Below are 16,939 nucleotides of genomic sequence, written 5' to 3' on the forward strand. Positions count from 1 at the left end.
AAGAATGCTTCTAGTAGGGTATTTTGGAGTTCTTCTGTTAAAATACCACTGGGGTCTGATGGATTTTCTATCCATTGGTTTAATCTGGTATCGAAGTGTTTAAATTGAAGTGTCATGGCGGTAAGTAGAGTTATGAATTCTGATTTTTTGCAACGGTTTGATAGGGAGTTTGCTTTGGATGAGAAGCTGGGTGAGGATTATGTTGAGGGTTTGGTTATTCAGGGGTATTCTGATGACCAAATTGTTCGGCAGATGGAAGCTTTGCGTAATGGGATTCCGTTGGATGAGTTGCCTTTAGATATGGATGCTGAAGATTATTATGACTATCTCAGCGGTGGTTATGATTCTTTAGAAGACGCCTATGACAAGGAATATGTAGACCAACTTAACCGAGAAATAAACGATCCTAATTCGCCAAACTATGTACCACATAACCCCGATGCAACCATAGATTTTTGAGTTTTAGAGCGGCCTATAAAGGCCGCTTTATTTTTACGGTATTGCTGTGGTGGTTGCTTCAACGGGGTGGTGACTTTGATGTAAGTGGGTTCAACTGCCAACTGGGTATCGAAAATTGACTGATGTTTTTCGAGATTTTCTGGATGTGCCTTCATGGAAAAATATGAAAACTAGACTTATTTCAAACTGACACTAGAGCTTTAGTTTCCTCATCTTTCACCAGATGGATGTCTTTTACGACTTTCTACGTAATTTAAATTTTGCTATAGCTAAGCTAATTAGATTAATCAATAAGTGGTTTTAATTGATTATTTCCGTTATCAAACACAGCGCTAAACCAGGACAGCTTCCTGTAGTAGGATACCTTCTATGCCTCTAGGCATAGCCTATAATACTTATTTCAATTCCTTTTTAAACCACTAGATGTATAGCCATAATCTTCGTTTTATTCCAAATCGTTTTCATTTAAAACTTAACTATTAAAACTTCTTTTTAATTCTCTGGGCATAGGTGGTTTCTATCTGTCGAGATAAACAAAATATGTGTAATTATTCTAAATTATCCGACCTAAGGGAGGATGGTTAAATTTAGAGATAAATGAGATAACTAAATAAAGTAAATGAGGAATATATCATGGGCATCAAAACCACAGAAGAACTCTTGGCGTTATTGGAATCCAAATTGTTTAGTGGCATAAAAGACGAAATAACAGAAACCGAAATTTCATATACTGCCTATAAATTAGCAGTAAATTTTTATGAATTAGTGAATGCAATTTGGGAAGGCGAACACACCAACCAAACTATCAGTTATGAAGAACTTAAGGGGATTGTGTGGGAATATCAGAGGCAACATCAAATCAGCGGAGTCATCATAGAAACCGTACACTTGGGAAATAAAACTTACCGATTTCCAGTTGCACTAAAGGAACTATTGGTTCTCGAAAGCGACTTAGATATACTAAAAGCAGCAGTACCGCGAGTAATAGAAGCTTTTACCGAGTACGCTAATAGCCGTCCTATCTACTTATGCTACACCGCCTATGACAAGTGGGATGCTGAACACCACATTCAAACAACTCTTGAATATATTAAACACGAAGCGACATACGCAGACTGGGCAGAAATTACAGTTGACGACGATACAAATGTATCCTTATCTTTAGGATGGGGCAATCCAAATTCATCAGTAGATTTAGATGATTTAGAAGGAGACAAGATCGCCTTTGAAGCTATTACTAGCTGCCCTTGGAATATTCACCTAAAAATCAAAGGAATATCTGAAATTAAAGGAGAAATAATTATCATTTCCCAAGAAGAAGATTTTGACTTTTTCTAATTTGGCGCTACTTGAGCGCAAGAGTATAAAAGTAGGCTTCAACTATTTAGTAAGTTCAAGAAACTAAAGAATTTGTTTTACAAACTCGCTCTCACTTGCATAGTATAGTTTATAAAGCAAGTTCTTTATAAAGTATGACCTACACTTCAGTGCAACCAAATTCCCTGATGCGTGCTGCTACTTTGGCAGAACTTCAGGAGAAAGGGCAATTACTCATCCGCCTTAACCAACAGACTATTGCGCTGTTTTACAGCCACGATCGAGTTTACGCGATCGACAACCGCTGTCCGCACATGGGCTTTCCTCTGCATGGCAGCGTGTGCAAAGATGGCATTGTCACCTGTCCGTGGCATTACGCACGCTTCGACTTAGCCAGCGGTGGCACTTTTGATTCCTGGGCAGATGATGTGCGATCGTTCCCAGTACAGGTTACTGACGGCGAGATCTGGATCGATCTCTCAGTGCAAGTAAATCCAAAAGCGCATCAACAACAGCGATTACAGGATGGCTTAGAGCAGGGAATTTCACTTGTGATTGCCAAATCAGCGATCGCTCTTTTAGATTTTGGCATAGAACCAACAGAACCGTTTCAGGTCGGTTTAGCCTTCGGTACTCGTTACAACAAAGCTGGATGGGATACCGGACTGACTATGCTTACCTGTATGATGAATATCATGTCCTATTTGGATGAGAGCGATCGCCCCCGTGCTTTGTATCAAGGACTGTCTGCTGTTGCACGAGATTCTGCCGAAGCACCACCGCATTTTCGAGTTCATCCTTTGCCTACCGCTAATCTCGACTTTCCTACCTTAAAAGCTTGGTTTCGTCAGTTTATCGAACAGCGCGATCGGGAAGCGGCAGAACGCTGTTTGATGACAGCAACACAATCGGGAATGAGCCGAACTCAGATTGCCGAAATGTTATTTGCGGCTGCAACTGACCATCGCTACCTTGATGTCGGTCATGTTCTAGATTTTATCAACAAAGCTCTGGAAGCATTGGATGCGATCGATTGGCAAGAAGCACAACCCATACTAGCAAGCTTGGTGAGTGGGTTAGCGAATGCAACACGCATGGAGGAATCAAGTTCTTGGCGTTATCCAGTGGATTTGGTTGCTATTGTTTTAGCTGCATTTGAACAATTACCAGCTGCGTTGTCATCTGGACAATTGCAAAGAGGACAATGGATTCAACCCCCAGAGTTAGTATCTGTTTTGTTAGGCGATAATCCACAAGCGATCGCAGATAGTTTGTTGAATGCGCTGCGATCGGGTTGCACGGAGGTAGAATTAGCTCAAGTTGTTGCTTATGCTGCTGCTTTAAGAGTCGCTCGCTTCAATACCAATAACGACCACGGAGATTGGAACAGCGCCCATCATCCTTTTACCTTTGCTAATGCGGTACACCAAGGTATCCGACGAGTACCAACAGTCGAACTTTTGCGCGGTGTATTCGATGCGGCAATGAGCGTATATCTGAATCGATTTCTCAATGTCCCACCTGTTCGATTACCGGAGCCAAAAGATACTATTGCCGATCCAGAATCGTTGCTCTCTAGCTTACCAGAACTGCTCGATCGCCAGCAGCAAGTTAACGAAACGGGACGATTAGTGGCGCAATATCTCTACAGTGGTGGTAAGCCAGAACATTTGATGGCAATACTGGCAAAACTGATGCTGCGGGAAAACCGGGATTTTCACGTAATTCAATCAATCGAAGCTGCTTTTCGACTGTATACTCAGTTAGCAGATCCGTTGGAAGGTGTGCCTGTGTTGGTGGCAACGGCGCGGTATTTGGCGGCTCATGCACCGACGATGCGATCGCAGGAACAAACCTATCAGATGGCGTATCGGTTGCATCGAGGCGATCGATTATTTGAAGAATCGGAAGATGTATAAATTTGCCGCAGCGTGTAAGAATGAATTAATTATTTTTGGGGCTTGCAGACCTGGATATTCCCAAAAGCAAATCCGTGCCTGGATTGAGTTTATGAAAAGCCAGGATATTCAACGAATCTGTTGCTTATTAGCAGAAGAACAACTAATTCGTTACCCCAAATTATTAGATTCTTACCAGGAGGAATTTGGTAGTGATAATGTTTGTTGGGCAGCGATCGCAGATTTTCATATTTGCGATCCTGCTACTCTTCACAACCAGATTTTACCGTTTCTTTTCACGTCCGATCGATCCCAGCAAAAAACGGTTATTCACTGTTCGGGCGGGATTGGACGAACGGGACATATTCTGGCTGCGTGGTTGATCTTTGGGCGGGGTTTATCCCAGCAAGCAGCGATCGAGGCAGTGAGAAAAACAGGTAGAAACCCTTACGAAGCAACGATTTTTGCGCCCTTGCGCGGTAAAAGTCCACTCCAGGTGTTAGCAGAACTGAATTACCTTTTAAATGCTTCTAGCACTCATTCATAAGGTTAGCTAGGTTTGCGATCGCTTCGGGCAAATTTGATAGGCACAGCGTCGTTCTCCGGCAATAATATGCTCGACACGCTGAATGTTAACCTCATCTCCCAGCACTGATTGAAAGGTTTCTAATTCCTTCGCGCACAGTCCAGTACAAGCGGTGGCGGCAGCACAAATGGGACAGTGATTTTGTACTAGCAGAAACGATCCATCTGCCATAATTTGGACTTGTGCTATGTAACCTTCATTGGTGCGAATTTCTGCTAATTTGTTCAATCGTTGCTTGAGCGATCGCTTTCCTTTCATTTGCTCGGTGTAACTTTCAATCTGTTGGCGAGTGAGGATTAAAAGTAACCGTTCTAATCCCACTTCCCCAAAAGCTTGTTTTACACAATTGAGTAGACTTAAGGTAAGTTCTGCGTATCCTTCTGGGAAAAAGCGATCGGCTGCTGGGGTTAGCTGCCATAACTTTGCAGGTCGTCCCATTGGACGGGGTTCTTCCTGATAGGTGACTAACTGTTCTTCCTGCAAAGCATAGAGATGCTGCCGCACTGCCATTGCTGTAATACCTAAGTGGGAGGCGAGGGTTTCTGCATCTAGGCTACCCTCTTGCTTTAACAACTGTACGATCGTCCGCCTTGTCCGAGTAGCGGTTTCTTGAGAAAGTGTTTTCTTTGCCATATTCACAAAGTAAAGAACTCTCTTTACAAAGTCAATGGCAGAAACCTTTATTTTGATAGCTTTCAAGTTATGGGTAATTGCCAGGACATGAAAGGAAGTACGATCGATCGCGCACAAAGTTATCGCAAAATAAAATATGGGAATTTTCAATTTTGAGCATTCTCATCAACGAAGGTTAGAGACAAATCTATTCAAACTCTGAGAGGACAAATGAATTTAGGCAGGATTATCTCTGGTTTAGTTGCAACAATGCTTCTAATTCCTACAATAAGTAACGCACAGAGTCGAAACCGCTTCCCATCAGGAGTAGCTTCTTTGGCTCAAATGGGATGTCAGAATATAAATGAACGTAGTCCTCGGATTTTTTTTCGTGGAATTGAGTACACAGCTATAAATCAGAATATTCCTGTAGGACGAACACTACTCACAGCGGTTGCTTATTTAAATTCTAGCGAATCGCCTAGTGAAATTTGGTGCAATCTTCGACAGCCTGATACAAGCCAAAGATTTAAAACCTTAAGGCTTGCATTTGGGTTTGATGCACGGGATGAGCAAAATAGAAGTTTTCAGGCAGTTGTTGTGAAATTTTCTCTAGCTAGAGACGAGGAACCAGCTCCCCGTACATTCTATCTAAGAATGGGAGACAAACGGCAAATAGAAATAGATATAGTAAACACTCGTATCCTGAAAATGGAGATTCAGTGTACAGGATATCCTACCGCTTCCGGTTGTCCGAGACTTTTCTTTTTTGAAGATACTTTAAGGTAAGAAGAAAAATTTTGGCTATGAGGGTGCATATTCTACCCTAATATTTCCTATAAGGATAGGACGATCTGTATAGACTGTAACTTGAATATTTCCATACCCTCCTAATCTTGGGTTGTTAGCCATGTATCGAATTAAAACACCAGTACCACCTGGATTGTAGGAGTTAGGGTAAGCGATATTTCCACTTGTGTTCCACCCTCCCATATTGTCATGGAATCTAGCGGCAGCTTCATGAGGCGGAAAAATAGCACGCTGTATCTCCCCAGGAGTCATTAGGGTATTTTCACTAAGATACTTAGCAGCACCAACCATACCAAGACTTGCTGGCCCTGAAAAGGTTGAGATAATAGGCTCATCGTTGACTAGGCGAGGAATAGAAAAGGCTACATTTTCACCCAATTGTTCTCGATTAGTGGCAGCTACAATGTATCTGTACTCAGCGCTTGGAATTTCTGCTGCTACTTGATTAGTGAAGTATCTATCAATCAAACTTCTTTGAGCTAATTGAGCTTGTAGGCGCTTATCAAACCAGTCTTGGTTACGGCGATTCCACGCACGAGTAGCTACAGAAAAAGCACCTTGAAGCAACATCCCAAATGCTAGATCAAGAAGTGAGCCTCCCAACAAGCGAAATAATAGAAAAATAACAGCATCAGCTTGCTTTGGTACAAGTAAACCTGAGCTAGTCATAAAGGATGCACTGGCTAAAGCTCCGGTTTGAATAAATTTTCTACGTTTCATTGTATGGTGTCATCTAAAAAGTATAAAGTAGGGCAAATATTGCTTGGTTTATCACCCCAATAAGTTCCATCTGTGGGATTGAGACAGTCAAATTCTAGCCCTAGATCTTCTGTTCCCTGGATGTCTACAACCCAATTGGTAGGAGTACCAAAAATAATAATTTTAGACTCCTTAAAGTTTCCGTTACTGTAGACTGATACGCGAATACTTCCACCCGTTGTTCTTCGTTGTTCGTCATTGAAACCTAAAGAAAGCTGTAACTGACTAAATCTCGGTGGCTCGCCCGGTTCAGCAATCTTGCAAATAACTGCAAGAGGTTTATTGCGACCAAGTTGCTGAGGACTGTTGATGTTAGCAACAGTTCTATAAAGCCTTCTTCCAATGCTAATTTCTCTCTGACTTCTAAACCATGCTGCCCCACTTACTCCTACCGTCTTCCGACATCCCCTAAAGCTTGTTAAATAGATAGGTTGTACACTATCTAAGTTTTGAGCTAGTGTAGTATCTTTAAGCACAAATGGAACCGTCCATAAAAATACGAAAAATAAGCTTACATAGCTTGCTTTCATTGGTACATTGATAAGCTGAAACACTAGCTTAGTCTCCTTCCATTACTTGAGTATCCCTGAAACATACGGAGTTAGTAAGATGTACCATACATAACTACACTTATGTGTATTATTATAATCAGTATAGGTTGAGCTTGCAAATACGGACTTGTTGGCGTAAGTGTTGACATACGTAGTTAGTTCGTATACCGAAGATTTGAGTGCAATACCTACGTGCCTAGTACCGTCAATCAAGTTTTGGGATTAACTGCCATGTTTAAACGCTGCTTAGCTTCCTCTAGAACTCAGAAAATAACTCTTAGAATCGTAGCTAGTCTGCTATTATTTTTTAGCTTGTCAATTCATGCTGAGGCAAAAACTTCAGAGGGATTTGAATTAGTGCCAAATAGTCTGAATAATACAGGTAATAATCAGTTTATTGCTAGAAGACCTTTACGTAACCTTATACACAGAGTTGAAAACGGACTACGCAGAGGAAATAACCCTGGTATAGTAATCGGGACTCCAAATAGACTGAGACAAGTTTTAGATAACTTTATACCAAAAACATTCCGATCTGGATCTAGACAATATTCCTTGGGAAGAAGCAGTATGCGACATATACTCACGCGGCATCATCCTGATTACTGGGATGGTTCTACCAGAACAACACAAACTTTCTTGAGGAGAAACATGACCATCAATGAAATTGAGAATGCTATCGAGTCGGTTATCGATCAAAATCATCAACGCCTGAGCAGATTAGGAGCAAATGGAAGCGATAAAGTTGAGGGTCTTGTAAATGGAACCATATATATTTTACAGGTAAGTAGAGGAAGGATAGGTTCGTTTTATCCAAAACCGTAATTCCTTTTCCAATCTAGACTCTTTATGTGGGATTTATTCTCCTACTGAATCTTCTTTGTATCCTACTCACAAAACCATGTTTTGAGCGATTAATAGAAGCTAATTCAGGTCTTAGACTCTCTGGGGTATGAACTCCAAGAATTCTTATGACCTACCTCATAGCCTGGTGGATTCTTAATCCGATATCAATTACCACTCAGCGGACACCGACCCATTTGTTTAGAATAGATGATGGTTGTGGATGGTTTCAGATACAGTTCTTGCGCTGAAAATTTAAGCTGTTACTTTATCAACAGATGACTTATACATCTGGGACACTCGCTTGAATACGCCGTAAGCATCTACCAACCGATTTACCATTGGATCGCTTAATTTTAAACCAAAAGTTTGTGCAATTTCCCGCTTGATACCACCTCCCCAAATCACTTTGGCATTACCAAACAATTTTTCTATTTCTTCCTTAAACGCCACAGATGCGCCTCCTCCAACCAGAACTTCGTCTAGTGTTACTAAATTCGGCCCCAGCATTGTTTTTAGCCAGTTAGCTGTGGAATTCCAGTAAGATTTGAAGCCATCATCAACCGCTGAAACCATTTCTTTGGTGAGTTGTTGAATATGTTCTTCCTTCTCAACTTTACCTATTAATAATGCTTGCAGTAAGCTGCGATCGTCACGTCCATAATAGATAGCCTCTGTTAGTTGAGCGCGACGAATTATAGAAGCATCTAAGGCAGTTTTATCCAAAACATAATTTACCAGATTATGGAAACCGAGAGCCGGACTCTCTATTTTGACACACTGCCCTCGCTGATAGAGCATCGCTGTCACGTTGTACTGACCCATCACCAACACCAAAATATTTTTGCGGGCAAATTCAGCCTCAGAGAGTTGAGTTCCTCTTAATGCTAATTGTCCGGCTCCTTCAGCTAAAATGTTTAACTTAAAATAATCCGGTACTGTCAGGTGGGTGTAGTCTTGTCCGCGAAAATTGAATTGAATAGGTTTAGGCGCAACTCCTGCTAGTTCGCTCCGCAAAGAACTGGCATTTGGCATTTCCACATGGGGTAATAAAAGGGTGGCATGAATTCGCAGATATTTAGCAGCATTATCTGTGCCTTTGGAAGCGAATCCTTTATACTCTATAAGGGCTTCTTTTTCTCGTTGTGCGATCGCACCAATTGCCGTCAGATATCTTACTGCTCCCGATACGATTTTGTATTTGGCTTCTTTAGTGTCACATCGAGGAGCAAACCGCGTTTCGGCCAAAAAACCGACAGCCAGCGGCTGAGTGGAAGGCAGCATCAACCAAGCATCATCTTCTGGCGCAGCAGTTCGGCTGGGCTGAAGGTGGCCCACTTCTTCTGGGGATAGCTCTGCTATTCCTGGCTCTATAAACAGTGCTTTTACTTTAGCTTGTGTGGGAATTTGGTAAATTATTTTGAGGCGTGATTTCCCTAAGTCCAACACTACAATCAGGTCGGGTTGAAAGTTCATAAGCTGTCCGAAAACTCTACAAATACAAGTCTTTTTGCTCTATGGTCGATGATTTTTGGTTTCGCTCTCCTCTTTCAAAAGAGCGAAAGATGGAATATGGGTTTTTCAATTATTTAAGCTTCTAGTTCTGTCGGGAGTTTGATAAACTCTCTAACTTGAGGCATATCTGAAAAGTCGTCTTCCTCTTCTTCCTCTTCTTCCAATTCATCTGGTTTTATAGTGGATGGCTGATTTTTTAATTCCAACTTCTCTTGTGGTTGAAGGATAGCTTCCCGAGCCCAGGTCATATTTGGCTCAAGTCCAAACAATTGGGTGATAAATTCGGCTTGCTTGAGCAGTTCTAATTTCGCTTCTATTGCTGCTGCCTTTATAGTTTCTTCGTCGTAGATACCAAGCCGTCGCAACGCTAGTGGCATCCAAAAGGCACGGCACGCTGTTAGTACCATTTCGTCGGTTGACTTAGAGGGATAATTTTTGAGGAATTCCAACAAATTTCCTTCTGGGGTTCCTTCTGCTCGACTCACTCTTAATTCAACTGGTTTTTTAGGCATAATTACTTAGTGCGGATTTTGGCTAAAATTAGCGGATTTTCGCAGATATTAGATTTTTACCGCGAAAGTTAAATTTACTTTGTCATAAACTGATAGGTTTACACTTGCTCCCTTTTGCAGATTTTCGCGGATTTTCGCGGATTTTCGCGCAGCTAAATTTGCCTAATTCCAAATGTGTACTCATTACACATTTTTATGCACGAGGTATTAGAAGCATTCTTTCCGTCGGTTGAGTCTATTTTTAGAGTCGCGATCGCACTATCGAAAAAGAGAAACTTTCTACTAACTCTCAGATGGCTTTTGGAATTCTCCAAATCCAAAAAATCAAATCGTGGGGAAACCTAGTTAGCAGTTCCTCGCACACTAGCAGAGACCGGGAAACACCTAATGCTAACCCTGATGTCAAAAATATCAGGCCGATCGGAAATAGCGATGACCCGACCCTGGAAACGTTGGTTAGACAAAAAATCGGTAATCAAAAAATTCGCTCCAATGCAGTGTTAGCCGTTGAGATGCTGCTTGGAGCTTCTCCTGACTACTTCCGACCAGATAACCCGGAGTCGGGAGGGAGGTACGACTTAGAACGCTTAGAGAGGTGGAAGCTTGCTTCGGTCAACTGGTTAAAGTCAGAATATGGCGATCTCGTTGTCAGAGCCGAATTGCACTTAGATGAAATAACACCCCACATCCACGCTTATTTAGTCCCTTTGGATGAGCAAGGTAAACTTAACTGTCGGGCGCTATTCGGTAACAGGTACAAACTATCGTCGTTGCAAGATAGTTACGCAGCTGCGCTTTCACCCATCGGGATAGAACGAGGTATTAAGGGGAGTCACGCTACGTACACGAAAATCAAAGAGTATTATTGGCACGTCAACCAAGAAGCTCCAGAACTGGACTGTTTTCGCTCTCTTCCCGAACCGCGTTCAACTGAATCTGCCATTGGGTATAAGCAGCGGGTCGAACAATTATTACAACCTAGTGTAGATGTCATCGATCGCCAATTGAGCGATCGCACTCTCGCACTCAAGCAAAAACGCGATGCCGAGCAAAAAGCTTTGGCTTCTGAACGGGAAAGGCAGAAACTAGAACAACGCCTCAAAGAACTAGAAGCACAAAATCGACTTTTAAAAGCCCAAACCGAGCAATTACACGACTTATCTCTTTTAGATGTGGCTTACGAGTTGGGGCTTGACTGTGCCGAGAGCGATATTGCTAAAGCAAGCATTTGGCACGGTCACGGATACCAATTCAATATCACTGACTCTCAATTCTATGACCTTACAGGTAGTAAGCGCGGCAATAGTGCGATGGACCTAGTAATGCAGGTTAATCAATGCGGGTTAAAACAGGCTCAAGCTTGGCTGGCTGACCGCTTTGGTTGTGAAGGTATGCTTCGAGCCGTAACTCATTATGCTAGGGAACAAGCCCAACAGATTATTGCTGTTGAACCTACCCGCTCTTTTGTGCCGCCGGAGTCGGTCGAAAGTGAGTGGACTGCGGTGCAGAATTATCTGATACGTGAAAGACACCTGCCTAAGAATTTGGTCAATGCTTTGCACCAGCGCGGTTTAGTCTACGCTGATGGTTCTGGTAATGCGGTGTTCGTGATGCGCGAGCTTCAGGGACAAGTAACTGGCGCAATTGTTTGGGGAACTGAGGGTCAACGTTTAGCCCCTGGTAGTAAACGCTCTGCGGGTTGGTTTTGGATGGGACTGGGTGGCAGTGAAGATTCATCGATACAGAGAGTGGCTCTAGCCTCTTCTCCAATAGTGGCTCTCGAATTGCTTGCTGCTGAGTACCCGTCTGGCTCTAATACAATTTATATGGCTGTTGATAGCGATCGCACTCTCCCGATCGATTTTCTTTCCACTGTGCCACAGGTGGTTCTAGTAGATAACAACAATCCAGATAATCGGCAGTTAGTACGAGAAATTCAGAAGCTTTTGCCCCAGGCTACTCGTATCAAGTCAAAAACTATAAGAACAGTACACAAGCGTAATAGCCGGGAATTAAACTTAAATCAACTAGGATAACTTTATATGCAGGCCAACACTTTACTCACTAGCACGAAAGATAGCGTTCAAGTCATCAAAACCATATTTTATTGGCAGTCAAAACAAGCACTTTCCTGCCATTGTTTGCTCCGCATCTACATTGATGAAGTCCATGAGCGAGCCATAGTTATTGCCTCAGAATTAGATAGTAATAGACACAACACGGCAATTACGCACGATATCAAAGGACTTGCCAGCGCAGTTGTCCAAACATTTGAATCCCAGATAGGTGTACCCCTAGAGCAGATTGTCTGGATTGTGCATTATGGTGACTTCTCACAACCTCGTTCATACGAAAATATAGGTTTCTCCGATGAGTTTTCCAGAGTGGATTTACCTTGGTATGGAACAAGTTTAGGAGAGGGTGAAGGTTTCTGGACTGTGTTGAGAGCCGCGCCAAGAAAAGAGATACTTGGCTGGATCGACTTAGAACCTGTCGATCGGGTTTTAGCAGAACTCGCAAGTCACTGAGTAATATGGTTCAAATCAGAGCCAGAAAAATCCTGCAAGCAGTCAAAGCCAAATGCGAGCCGTTTCAGGGTAGCTTTTTAGGTAAAAGTATTACCATCCTGAAGTTCTCACCGCCTCCAGAAGCTTCGCAAATTGAACTTGCCAAATATCGTGCAGCGGAAATCTCAGCGGCTGAAAAGGTAAAGACTTTTAGCTTTATGAACTGCGAGGTAGATTATCGTCTCCTGTCTGAAAATACAACTCCGCTGGAGTTTAGGGACATTATCACTTCTGCTAACTCGGATATCGATACGGTTGGGGTAATTGTGCAGAACCCTGTACCCAGGCTACTGATCCCTGAGTTAGAGTTATTGTTGCCAGAGAAAGACCTTGATGCACTCGTGGAGAACCATCCCTTGTTTGGTGCTTCTGCTACAAGTGATGCGATCGCTCGTCTAGTTCAGCCATTTACAGATGCAAATACTAAAGTAGTAGTGGTCGGCGGTCGGGGCTTCGTTGGTCAAGGTGTTGTTCGATTACTGGAACAAAACGGTATCAACTGTTTGATTTTAGATGTAGGAGACGACCTTCTCAGAACGACACAAGCAGATATTGTCGTCTCAGCCACAGGAGTTCCTGAATTGTTAGATGAAAGGCATTTAAGACCTTACCATCGGCTGGTAGTTGATGCCGGATTTGTCCCGATTGGAAATAACCTTTTTGGGGATGTCAAACGCTCAGCTTATGAAATTCCGCAAAATATTACACCCGTTCCTGGTGGTGTAGGCCCACTACAAATGGCTACTTTACTGGAGAGGCTGATAACAGTAGCAACGGGGAGAGACATTGAAAAATGGGTCTATCAGTATGAGGCTTCGGGGGATGAAGCATGAGGCTTTCTTTAATTACTGCAACCCACAACCGGGTAGAGAAATTAGCTAATATTGCATATCCTAGTGTTTTGGGTCAGACATCCCGAAACTTTGAATGGGTAATTATTAACGATGGCCCCGATCTAGCTACGCGAAATTTTGTGGCTCAAATTAAAGCAGATTTGGCGATCGCTTATTTGGAGATGGAGCATCGCTCAGAAGGATTTAGCTTATGTCATGCCCGCAATCTTGGTCTTGACAGGGCCAAAGGTTTTCTTGTGGCTTATTTAGATGATGACAATGCTTTGTTGCCTCAATTTGTTGAGTCAACCATCAGGTTTTTTCAAGTCAACCCGCAGATTATATGCAGCATGGTTCGACAGCACCGCAGAAGAGATGTTGTCAGAAATAGTCAAATTGTAAGGCAGGGAAAAGTTTTTATTGCTCCACCCCCATCAGCTAATAGTGAGTCTTTGCTCGTACAAAAGCATATTTTTGATAGTAACGGGTTCTCCCATCATCTGGATAACGCACCCCGATGGAATCCCAATACCCGTGTTTTTGCTGATTATGAATATTTTCTTCAATGCTTAAGTCGTTGGGGCCAAGAAAGTTTTTTACTTAATCCTCTTGTTTTGGTTAATTACGTTCAAACATCGGAGGGAACGATCGGAAAATCAACCTATCAAGAGTGGGCATCCGATCTAAAAAAGATTTACGAATACCGAGAGCAGTACAGTGTTTTGTCAGATTGGGATGTGAAATCCTGGTTGCCATTATTAATTAGCACTTATGAGGATAAGTATAAAAATGGGATGAATGTACCGGGATTCAGCGAGAGTTGACATTCTGCTGAATGCGAGAATCACTATTACTTACAATTTTCTCAGTAAGCCCAAGTAAAAAAAGTCTGTATTTACCCAACTAAAGCTGTACTACCAACTGTTTCCATTATTTAATTCTGGGGCTTAGAAGGTTTGGGTTTCTTCAAAATCGGTGCTGGTTTTGGTTCGGTTGGTGAGGGCAAACTTAAATTTTCCACAGCTTGGGCGATCGCTAAAACTTGACTATCTGACAAACAATTTGGCGATTCACCAATCATCTGTAACAAAGCAGTTGCCCCATGCAAAACTGGCACTGAGCATTGGTTAGTTCCCAACCATTTCGCTACCGGAAATACAACTGGAGCTACGATGCAGTTGTCAGGTAATTTGGAAACCAAAGCGCTTATCCATTGCTGAAACATCTTTTGATGGTAGGCACTTTGAGAACTCGGACTGTTGGATAAAGCCACCCAATCATTACCTTCCCGTCGCTTCCAATTATCTTTATAGGCGCTAAATGATCCTTTCCAAGTTTTTACCTCAATTAAAAATACCCCACCTGGGCCAATAATCAGATGATCGATTTCAGTAAATTTGCCTGAACGCATGGTAGGGATAACGGCATTGTTAAACATCACCCAAGTGTCTGGTAAAGATTTAAGCAGCAGTGAAATCCCCCATTCTCCCACGCTGCCTTTAAACTGATTGGTGACTTGCTTAAACTCAAACATTGCCGCACCGATCGCTCCCAGAAAACCACCCCCTAATGCTTCTTGGGTAGCTTGACGATTTTCGGCTTTTTTCTGGCTTACTTGAGCGAGAAAACTATCTTTGAGTGCGGGTGATTGGTGGAGGATTTTCATAAGGATAGAGATTGGCTTTTCTAGAATTCGATCTCAAGTTAATTTGAGAATTCCCACACCAGCCTATTTGTCACCAATCAATGCTTCCATTTCCGCCAGAAGTGCTTCCAACCGTTCCCACTTCTGGGGATCTTCCCAAATCTTTGCCTGTTTAACTCGCCTAACGATCGCCTCCACCCGCTCTTTTCTCTCTGTTGGTTCGGGCTGCTGAATATAAGCTTTTAGTCGTGACTGAATTTGGCTCAGGGAAAGATTTTCGGCTACAGATGCGTCGAGGAGTTCTTTTCTTTGCTTTTCATCTTTGAGGCGTGCGATCGCTTTGGCTTTCGTGTAGGCAATCTCACCGCTACGTAAAGCCCCTAAAACATCTTCTGGTAAGTTCAGTAGGGGCAAGCGATTTTTAACGAAGGATTCCCAAGTCATTAATCCTAAATTGGTGAACACTTCTTCCACCAGTTGGGATTCTGGGTTAGGCATAACGTTATGCCTAGAATCTTCTGGTTTATCAGCAGCGTTTTTCATCCGGTACAGCAAGGGAGTTACTGCCTCTGGTTCACTTCCCAAGCGAAGAGCTAACAGTTGCAAAATTCCTTCAGTTTCTTCTACTGGATTCAAATCTTCACGGCAAAGATTCTCGATCAGGGAAAGTTGCATGGCTTCTTCATCGCTCAGTTCCCGAATAACAACTGGTACTTCAGTTAGCTGGACTTGCTTGGCTGCTCGGTAGCGTCGCTCTCCAGCCACTAACTCGTACAAGTTATCTTTTCCTTTCCGTACCAAGAGCGGTTGGAGAATGCCATGTTGTCGCACCGACTCCACCAACTCCTGCATCGCTTGGGGGTCAAAGTAACGCCTTGGCTGCTGTTGGGGAAGGTAAATCGTTTCTAAGGGAACCATTTCCGCCACTGTTTGAGCATCCCCAAACAGGACATCTAACGACTTCATTTGTTGATAAGGGCGATCGCGTCGGCTCATGCTAATTTCTCCAAGCTAGTCGCAATCTTTTTCAGGATAGGTACGGCGGGGCTTTTGCGGTTATAGAGTGCTAATGGTACGTGGTCTTCCGAAGCATCGGCAAAGGCGGTGGAACGAGGTATGGGTGGGTAAACTACACCAACTTTTTGCAATTGCTCTTGGATCGCTTCCAGAGTGCGAGCATCTTGAATATTACGACCATCGTACATCGTGGGAATAAACCCAGCAATTTGTAGCTGGCGGTTAGGACGCGATCGCACCCGTGCCACTGTACTCAATAACAACTCAGTTCCACAGAAGGCTTTGTATTGGGTTTGAATGGGGACAAGTACGTGGGTAGATGCGACAAGGCTGATGTAGCTCAACAGTCCCAGGCTGGGAGGACAGTCAATCAAGATAAAATCGTATTGCTCAAGCACTGGTTCTAAAGCTTCTTTGAGCCTACCATCCCGCATATCTGCCACTACCAATTCCAATTCAGCAGCACTCAAGCTGATATTGGCTGGTGTGAGATCTATACCGTGAATGTTAGAGTGGATAGGCAAAGGTTTGCCTTGCAAAATCGATTCGTAAATAGTTTGTTTTAGTTCGGTTGGGTCTAAGCCCATAAAGGTAGTGAGAGAACCTTGGGGGTCCATATCAACCAAAAGTACCCGATGCTTGCGCTCTTGGATATGGTAAGCAATGTTCATTGCTAAACTCGTCTTCCCTACGCCCCCGGACTGATTGAATAGGGCAATGACTCGGCTCAACTTTTTTGTGGTCATAATAAAGTCTTGAAGTGAATAATAAAGTTCTGGAGTGAATAATAAAGTCCTAGAGTAACTGGCACAGCGAGATCCTAGATGGTTAGTTGCATGAGGAGAAGGTTACTAGCTGTTACGAGTGCGATTAAAATACCATTTTTTTGCAGCGAGATCCAGGCTATTGATTCATTCCGCTAACGCTTCGCTTGTAGAACGAGCTTGAGCCAGCTATTGAGGAAGCTTTGAAATCTTTGGTGTTTGCGATCGCATATCCCCTCCCCAGTTTCTCC

Annotated in this window: 18 protein-coding genes; 10 read left to right on the top strand and 8 right to left on the bottom strand. The window is 42.9% G+C overall.

Annotated features, from left to right (window positions below):
* Window positions 1-114: 114 nt before the first annotated feature.
* The 4 genes from H6G03_RS28685 to H6G03_RS28700 all read left to right on the top strand — a co-directional run bounded on the left by H6G03_RS28685 (window position 115) and on the right by H6G03_RS28700 (window position 4,221).
* Window positions 115-459: a hypothetical protein gene (locus tag H6G03_RS28685; protein ID WP_190472348.1), complete on the top strand. Its 345-nt coding sequence runs from the start codon at window positions 115-117 to the stop codon at window positions 457-459.
* A gap of 633 nt (window positions 460-1,092) precedes the next feature.
* Window positions 1,093-1,797, top strand: a complete 705-nt coding sequence (locus H6G03_RS28690; RefSeq protein WP_190472351.1) for a hypothetical protein — start codon at window positions 1,093-1,095, stop codon at window positions 1,795-1,797.
* Window positions 1,798-1,931: 134 nt separating this feature from the next.
* Entirely contained in the window at window positions 1,932-3,695 is a 1,764-nt protein-coding gene (locus H6G03_RS28695; protein WP_190472354.1) for a Rieske (2Fe-2S) protein, read from the top strand.
* Window positions 3,688-4,221: a protein-tyrosine phosphatase family protein gene (locus tag H6G03_RS28700; RefSeq protein ID WP_190472357.1), complete on the top strand. Its 534-nt coding sequence runs from the start codon at window positions 3,688-3,690 to the stop codon at window positions 4,219-4,221. Before H6G03_RS28695 ends, H6G03_RS28700 begins: the two co-directional genes overlap by 8 nt.
* 6 nt (window positions 4,222-4,227) lie before the next feature.
* On the opposite strand, the gene H6G03_RS28705 is transcribed toward H6G03_RS28700, so the two are convergent.
* Window positions 4,228-5,043 carry a helix-turn-helix transcriptional regulator gene (locus H6G03_RS28705; RefSeq protein ID WP_242057015.1) on the bottom strand — a complete coding sequence of 272 codons (816 nt, stop codon included), beginning with the start codon at window positions 5,041-5,043 and terminating at the stop codon, window positions 4,228-4,230.
* Between the two features lie 60 nt (window positions 5,044-5,103).
* Between H6G03_RS28705 and H6G03_RS28710 the strand changes: the two genes are divergently transcribed.
* Window positions 5,104-5,661: a hypothetical protein gene (locus H6G03_RS28710; RefSeq protein ID WP_190472360.1), complete on the top strand. Its 558-nt coding sequence runs from the start codon at window positions 5,104-5,106 to the stop codon at window positions 5,659-5,661.
* A gap of 15 nt (window positions 5,662-5,676) precedes the next feature.
* Here the strand turns inward: H6G03_RS28710 and H6G03_RS28715 are convergent, their stop codons facing one another.
* Window positions 5,677-6,402: a hypothetical protein gene (locus H6G03_RS28715; protein ID WP_190472363.1), complete on the bottom strand. Its 726-nt coding sequence runs from the start codon at window positions 6,400-6,402 to the stop codon at window positions 5,677-5,679.
* Window positions 6,399-6,971 (bottom strand): hypothetical protein, encoded by a 573-nt coding sequence (locus tag H6G03_RS28720; RefSeq protein ID WP_206756651.1) that lies wholly within the window; start codon window positions 6,969-6,971, stop codon window positions 6,399-6,401. The genes H6G03_RS28715 and H6G03_RS28720 overlap by 4 nt, the downstream gene beginning before the upstream one ends.
* 591 nt (window positions 6,972-7,562) lie before the next feature.
* Between H6G03_RS28720 and H6G03_RS28725 the strand changes: the two genes are divergently transcribed.
* Window positions 7,563-7,817: a hypothetical protein gene (locus tag H6G03_RS28725; protein ID WP_190472369.1), complete on the top strand. Its 255-nt coding sequence runs from the start codon at window positions 7,563-7,565 to the stop codon at window positions 7,815-7,817.
* Window positions 7,818-8,090: 273 nt separating this feature from the next.
* Here H6G03_RS28725 and H6G03_RS28730 read toward each other — a convergent pair whose 3' ends face one another.
* Window positions 8,091-9,311 (bottom strand): acetate and sugar kinases/Hsc70/actin family protein, encoded by a 1,221-nt coding sequence (locus H6G03_RS28730; protein WP_190472372.1) that lies wholly within the window; start codon window positions 9,309-9,311, stop codon window positions 8,091-8,093.
* Between the two features lie 113 nt (window positions 9,312-9,424).
* Window positions 9,425-9,862 (bottom strand): hypothetical protein, encoded by a 438-nt coding sequence (locus H6G03_RS28735; protein ID WP_190472375.1) that lies wholly within the window; start codon window positions 9,860-9,862, stop codon window positions 9,425-9,427.
* 293 nt (window positions 9,863-10,155) lie between these two features.
* On the opposite strand from H6G03_RS28735, the gene mobV reads away from it, so the two are divergent.
* From mobV to H6G03_RS28755, 4 genes are read left to right on the top strand one after another with little or no spacing between them, the layout of a single operon-like run.
* Complete coding sequence (gene mobV, locus H6G03_RS28740) at window positions 10,156-11,898, top strand: MobV family relaxase (RefSeq protein ID WP_190472378.1); 1,743 nt, start codon at window positions 10,156-10,158, stop codon at window positions 11,896-11,898.
* Between the two features lie 6 nt (window positions 11,899-11,904).
* Window positions 11,905-12,390: a hypothetical protein gene (locus tag H6G03_RS28745; protein ID WP_190472382.1), complete on the top strand. Its 486-nt coding sequence runs from the start codon at window positions 11,905-11,907 to the stop codon at window positions 12,388-12,390.
* 5 nt (window positions 12,391-12,395) lie between these two features.
* Window positions 12,396-13,262 (top strand): bifunctional 5,10-methylenetetrahydrofolate dehydrogenase/5,10-methenyltetrahydrofolate cyclohydrolase, encoded by an 867-nt coding sequence (locus tag H6G03_RS28750; RefSeq protein WP_190472385.1) that lies wholly within the window; start codon window positions 12,396-12,398, stop codon window positions 13,260-13,262.
* A complete protein-coding gene (locus H6G03_RS28755) occupies window positions 13,259-14,086 on the top strand; it encodes a glycosyltransferase family 2 protein (RefSeq protein ID WP_190472388.1) in 828 nt (275 codons plus the stop codon). The genes H6G03_RS28750 and H6G03_RS28755 overlap by 4 nt, the downstream gene beginning before the upstream one ends.
* 110 nt (window positions 14,087-14,196) lie before the next feature.
* Here H6G03_RS28755 and H6G03_RS28760 read toward each other — a convergent pair whose 3' ends face one another.
* The 3 genes from H6G03_RS28760 to H6G03_RS28770 form a co-directional block, all read right to left on the bottom strand.
* The gene (locus H6G03_RS28760; RefSeq protein ID WP_190472391.1) at window positions 14,197-14,928 is read right to left on the bottom strand and encodes a nuclease-related domain-containing protein; all 732 of its coding nucleotides are present in this window, start codon (window positions 14,926-14,928) and stop codon (window positions 14,197-14,199) included.
* A gap of 63 nt (window positions 14,929-14,991) precedes the next feature.
* A complete protein-coding gene (locus H6G03_RS28765; RefSeq protein ID WP_190472395.1) occupies window positions 14,992-15,903 on the bottom strand; it encodes a ParB/RepB/Spo0J family partition protein in 912 nt (303 codons plus the stop codon).
* Complete coding sequence (locus tag H6G03_RS28770; protein ID WP_190472447.1) at window positions 15,900-16,655, bottom strand: ParA family protein; 756 nt, start codon at window positions 16,653-16,655, stop codon at window positions 15,900-15,902. Before H6G03_RS28770 ends, H6G03_RS28765 begins: the two co-directional genes overlap by 4 nt.
* Window positions 16,656-16,939 lie beyond the last annotated feature (284 nt).

It is taken from the genome of Aerosakkonema funiforme FACHB-1375, from assembly GCF_014696265.1.
GTDB lineage: Bacteria > Cyanobacteriota > Cyanobacteriia > Cyanobacteriales > Aerosakkonemataceae > Aerosakkonema > Aerosakkonema funiforme_A.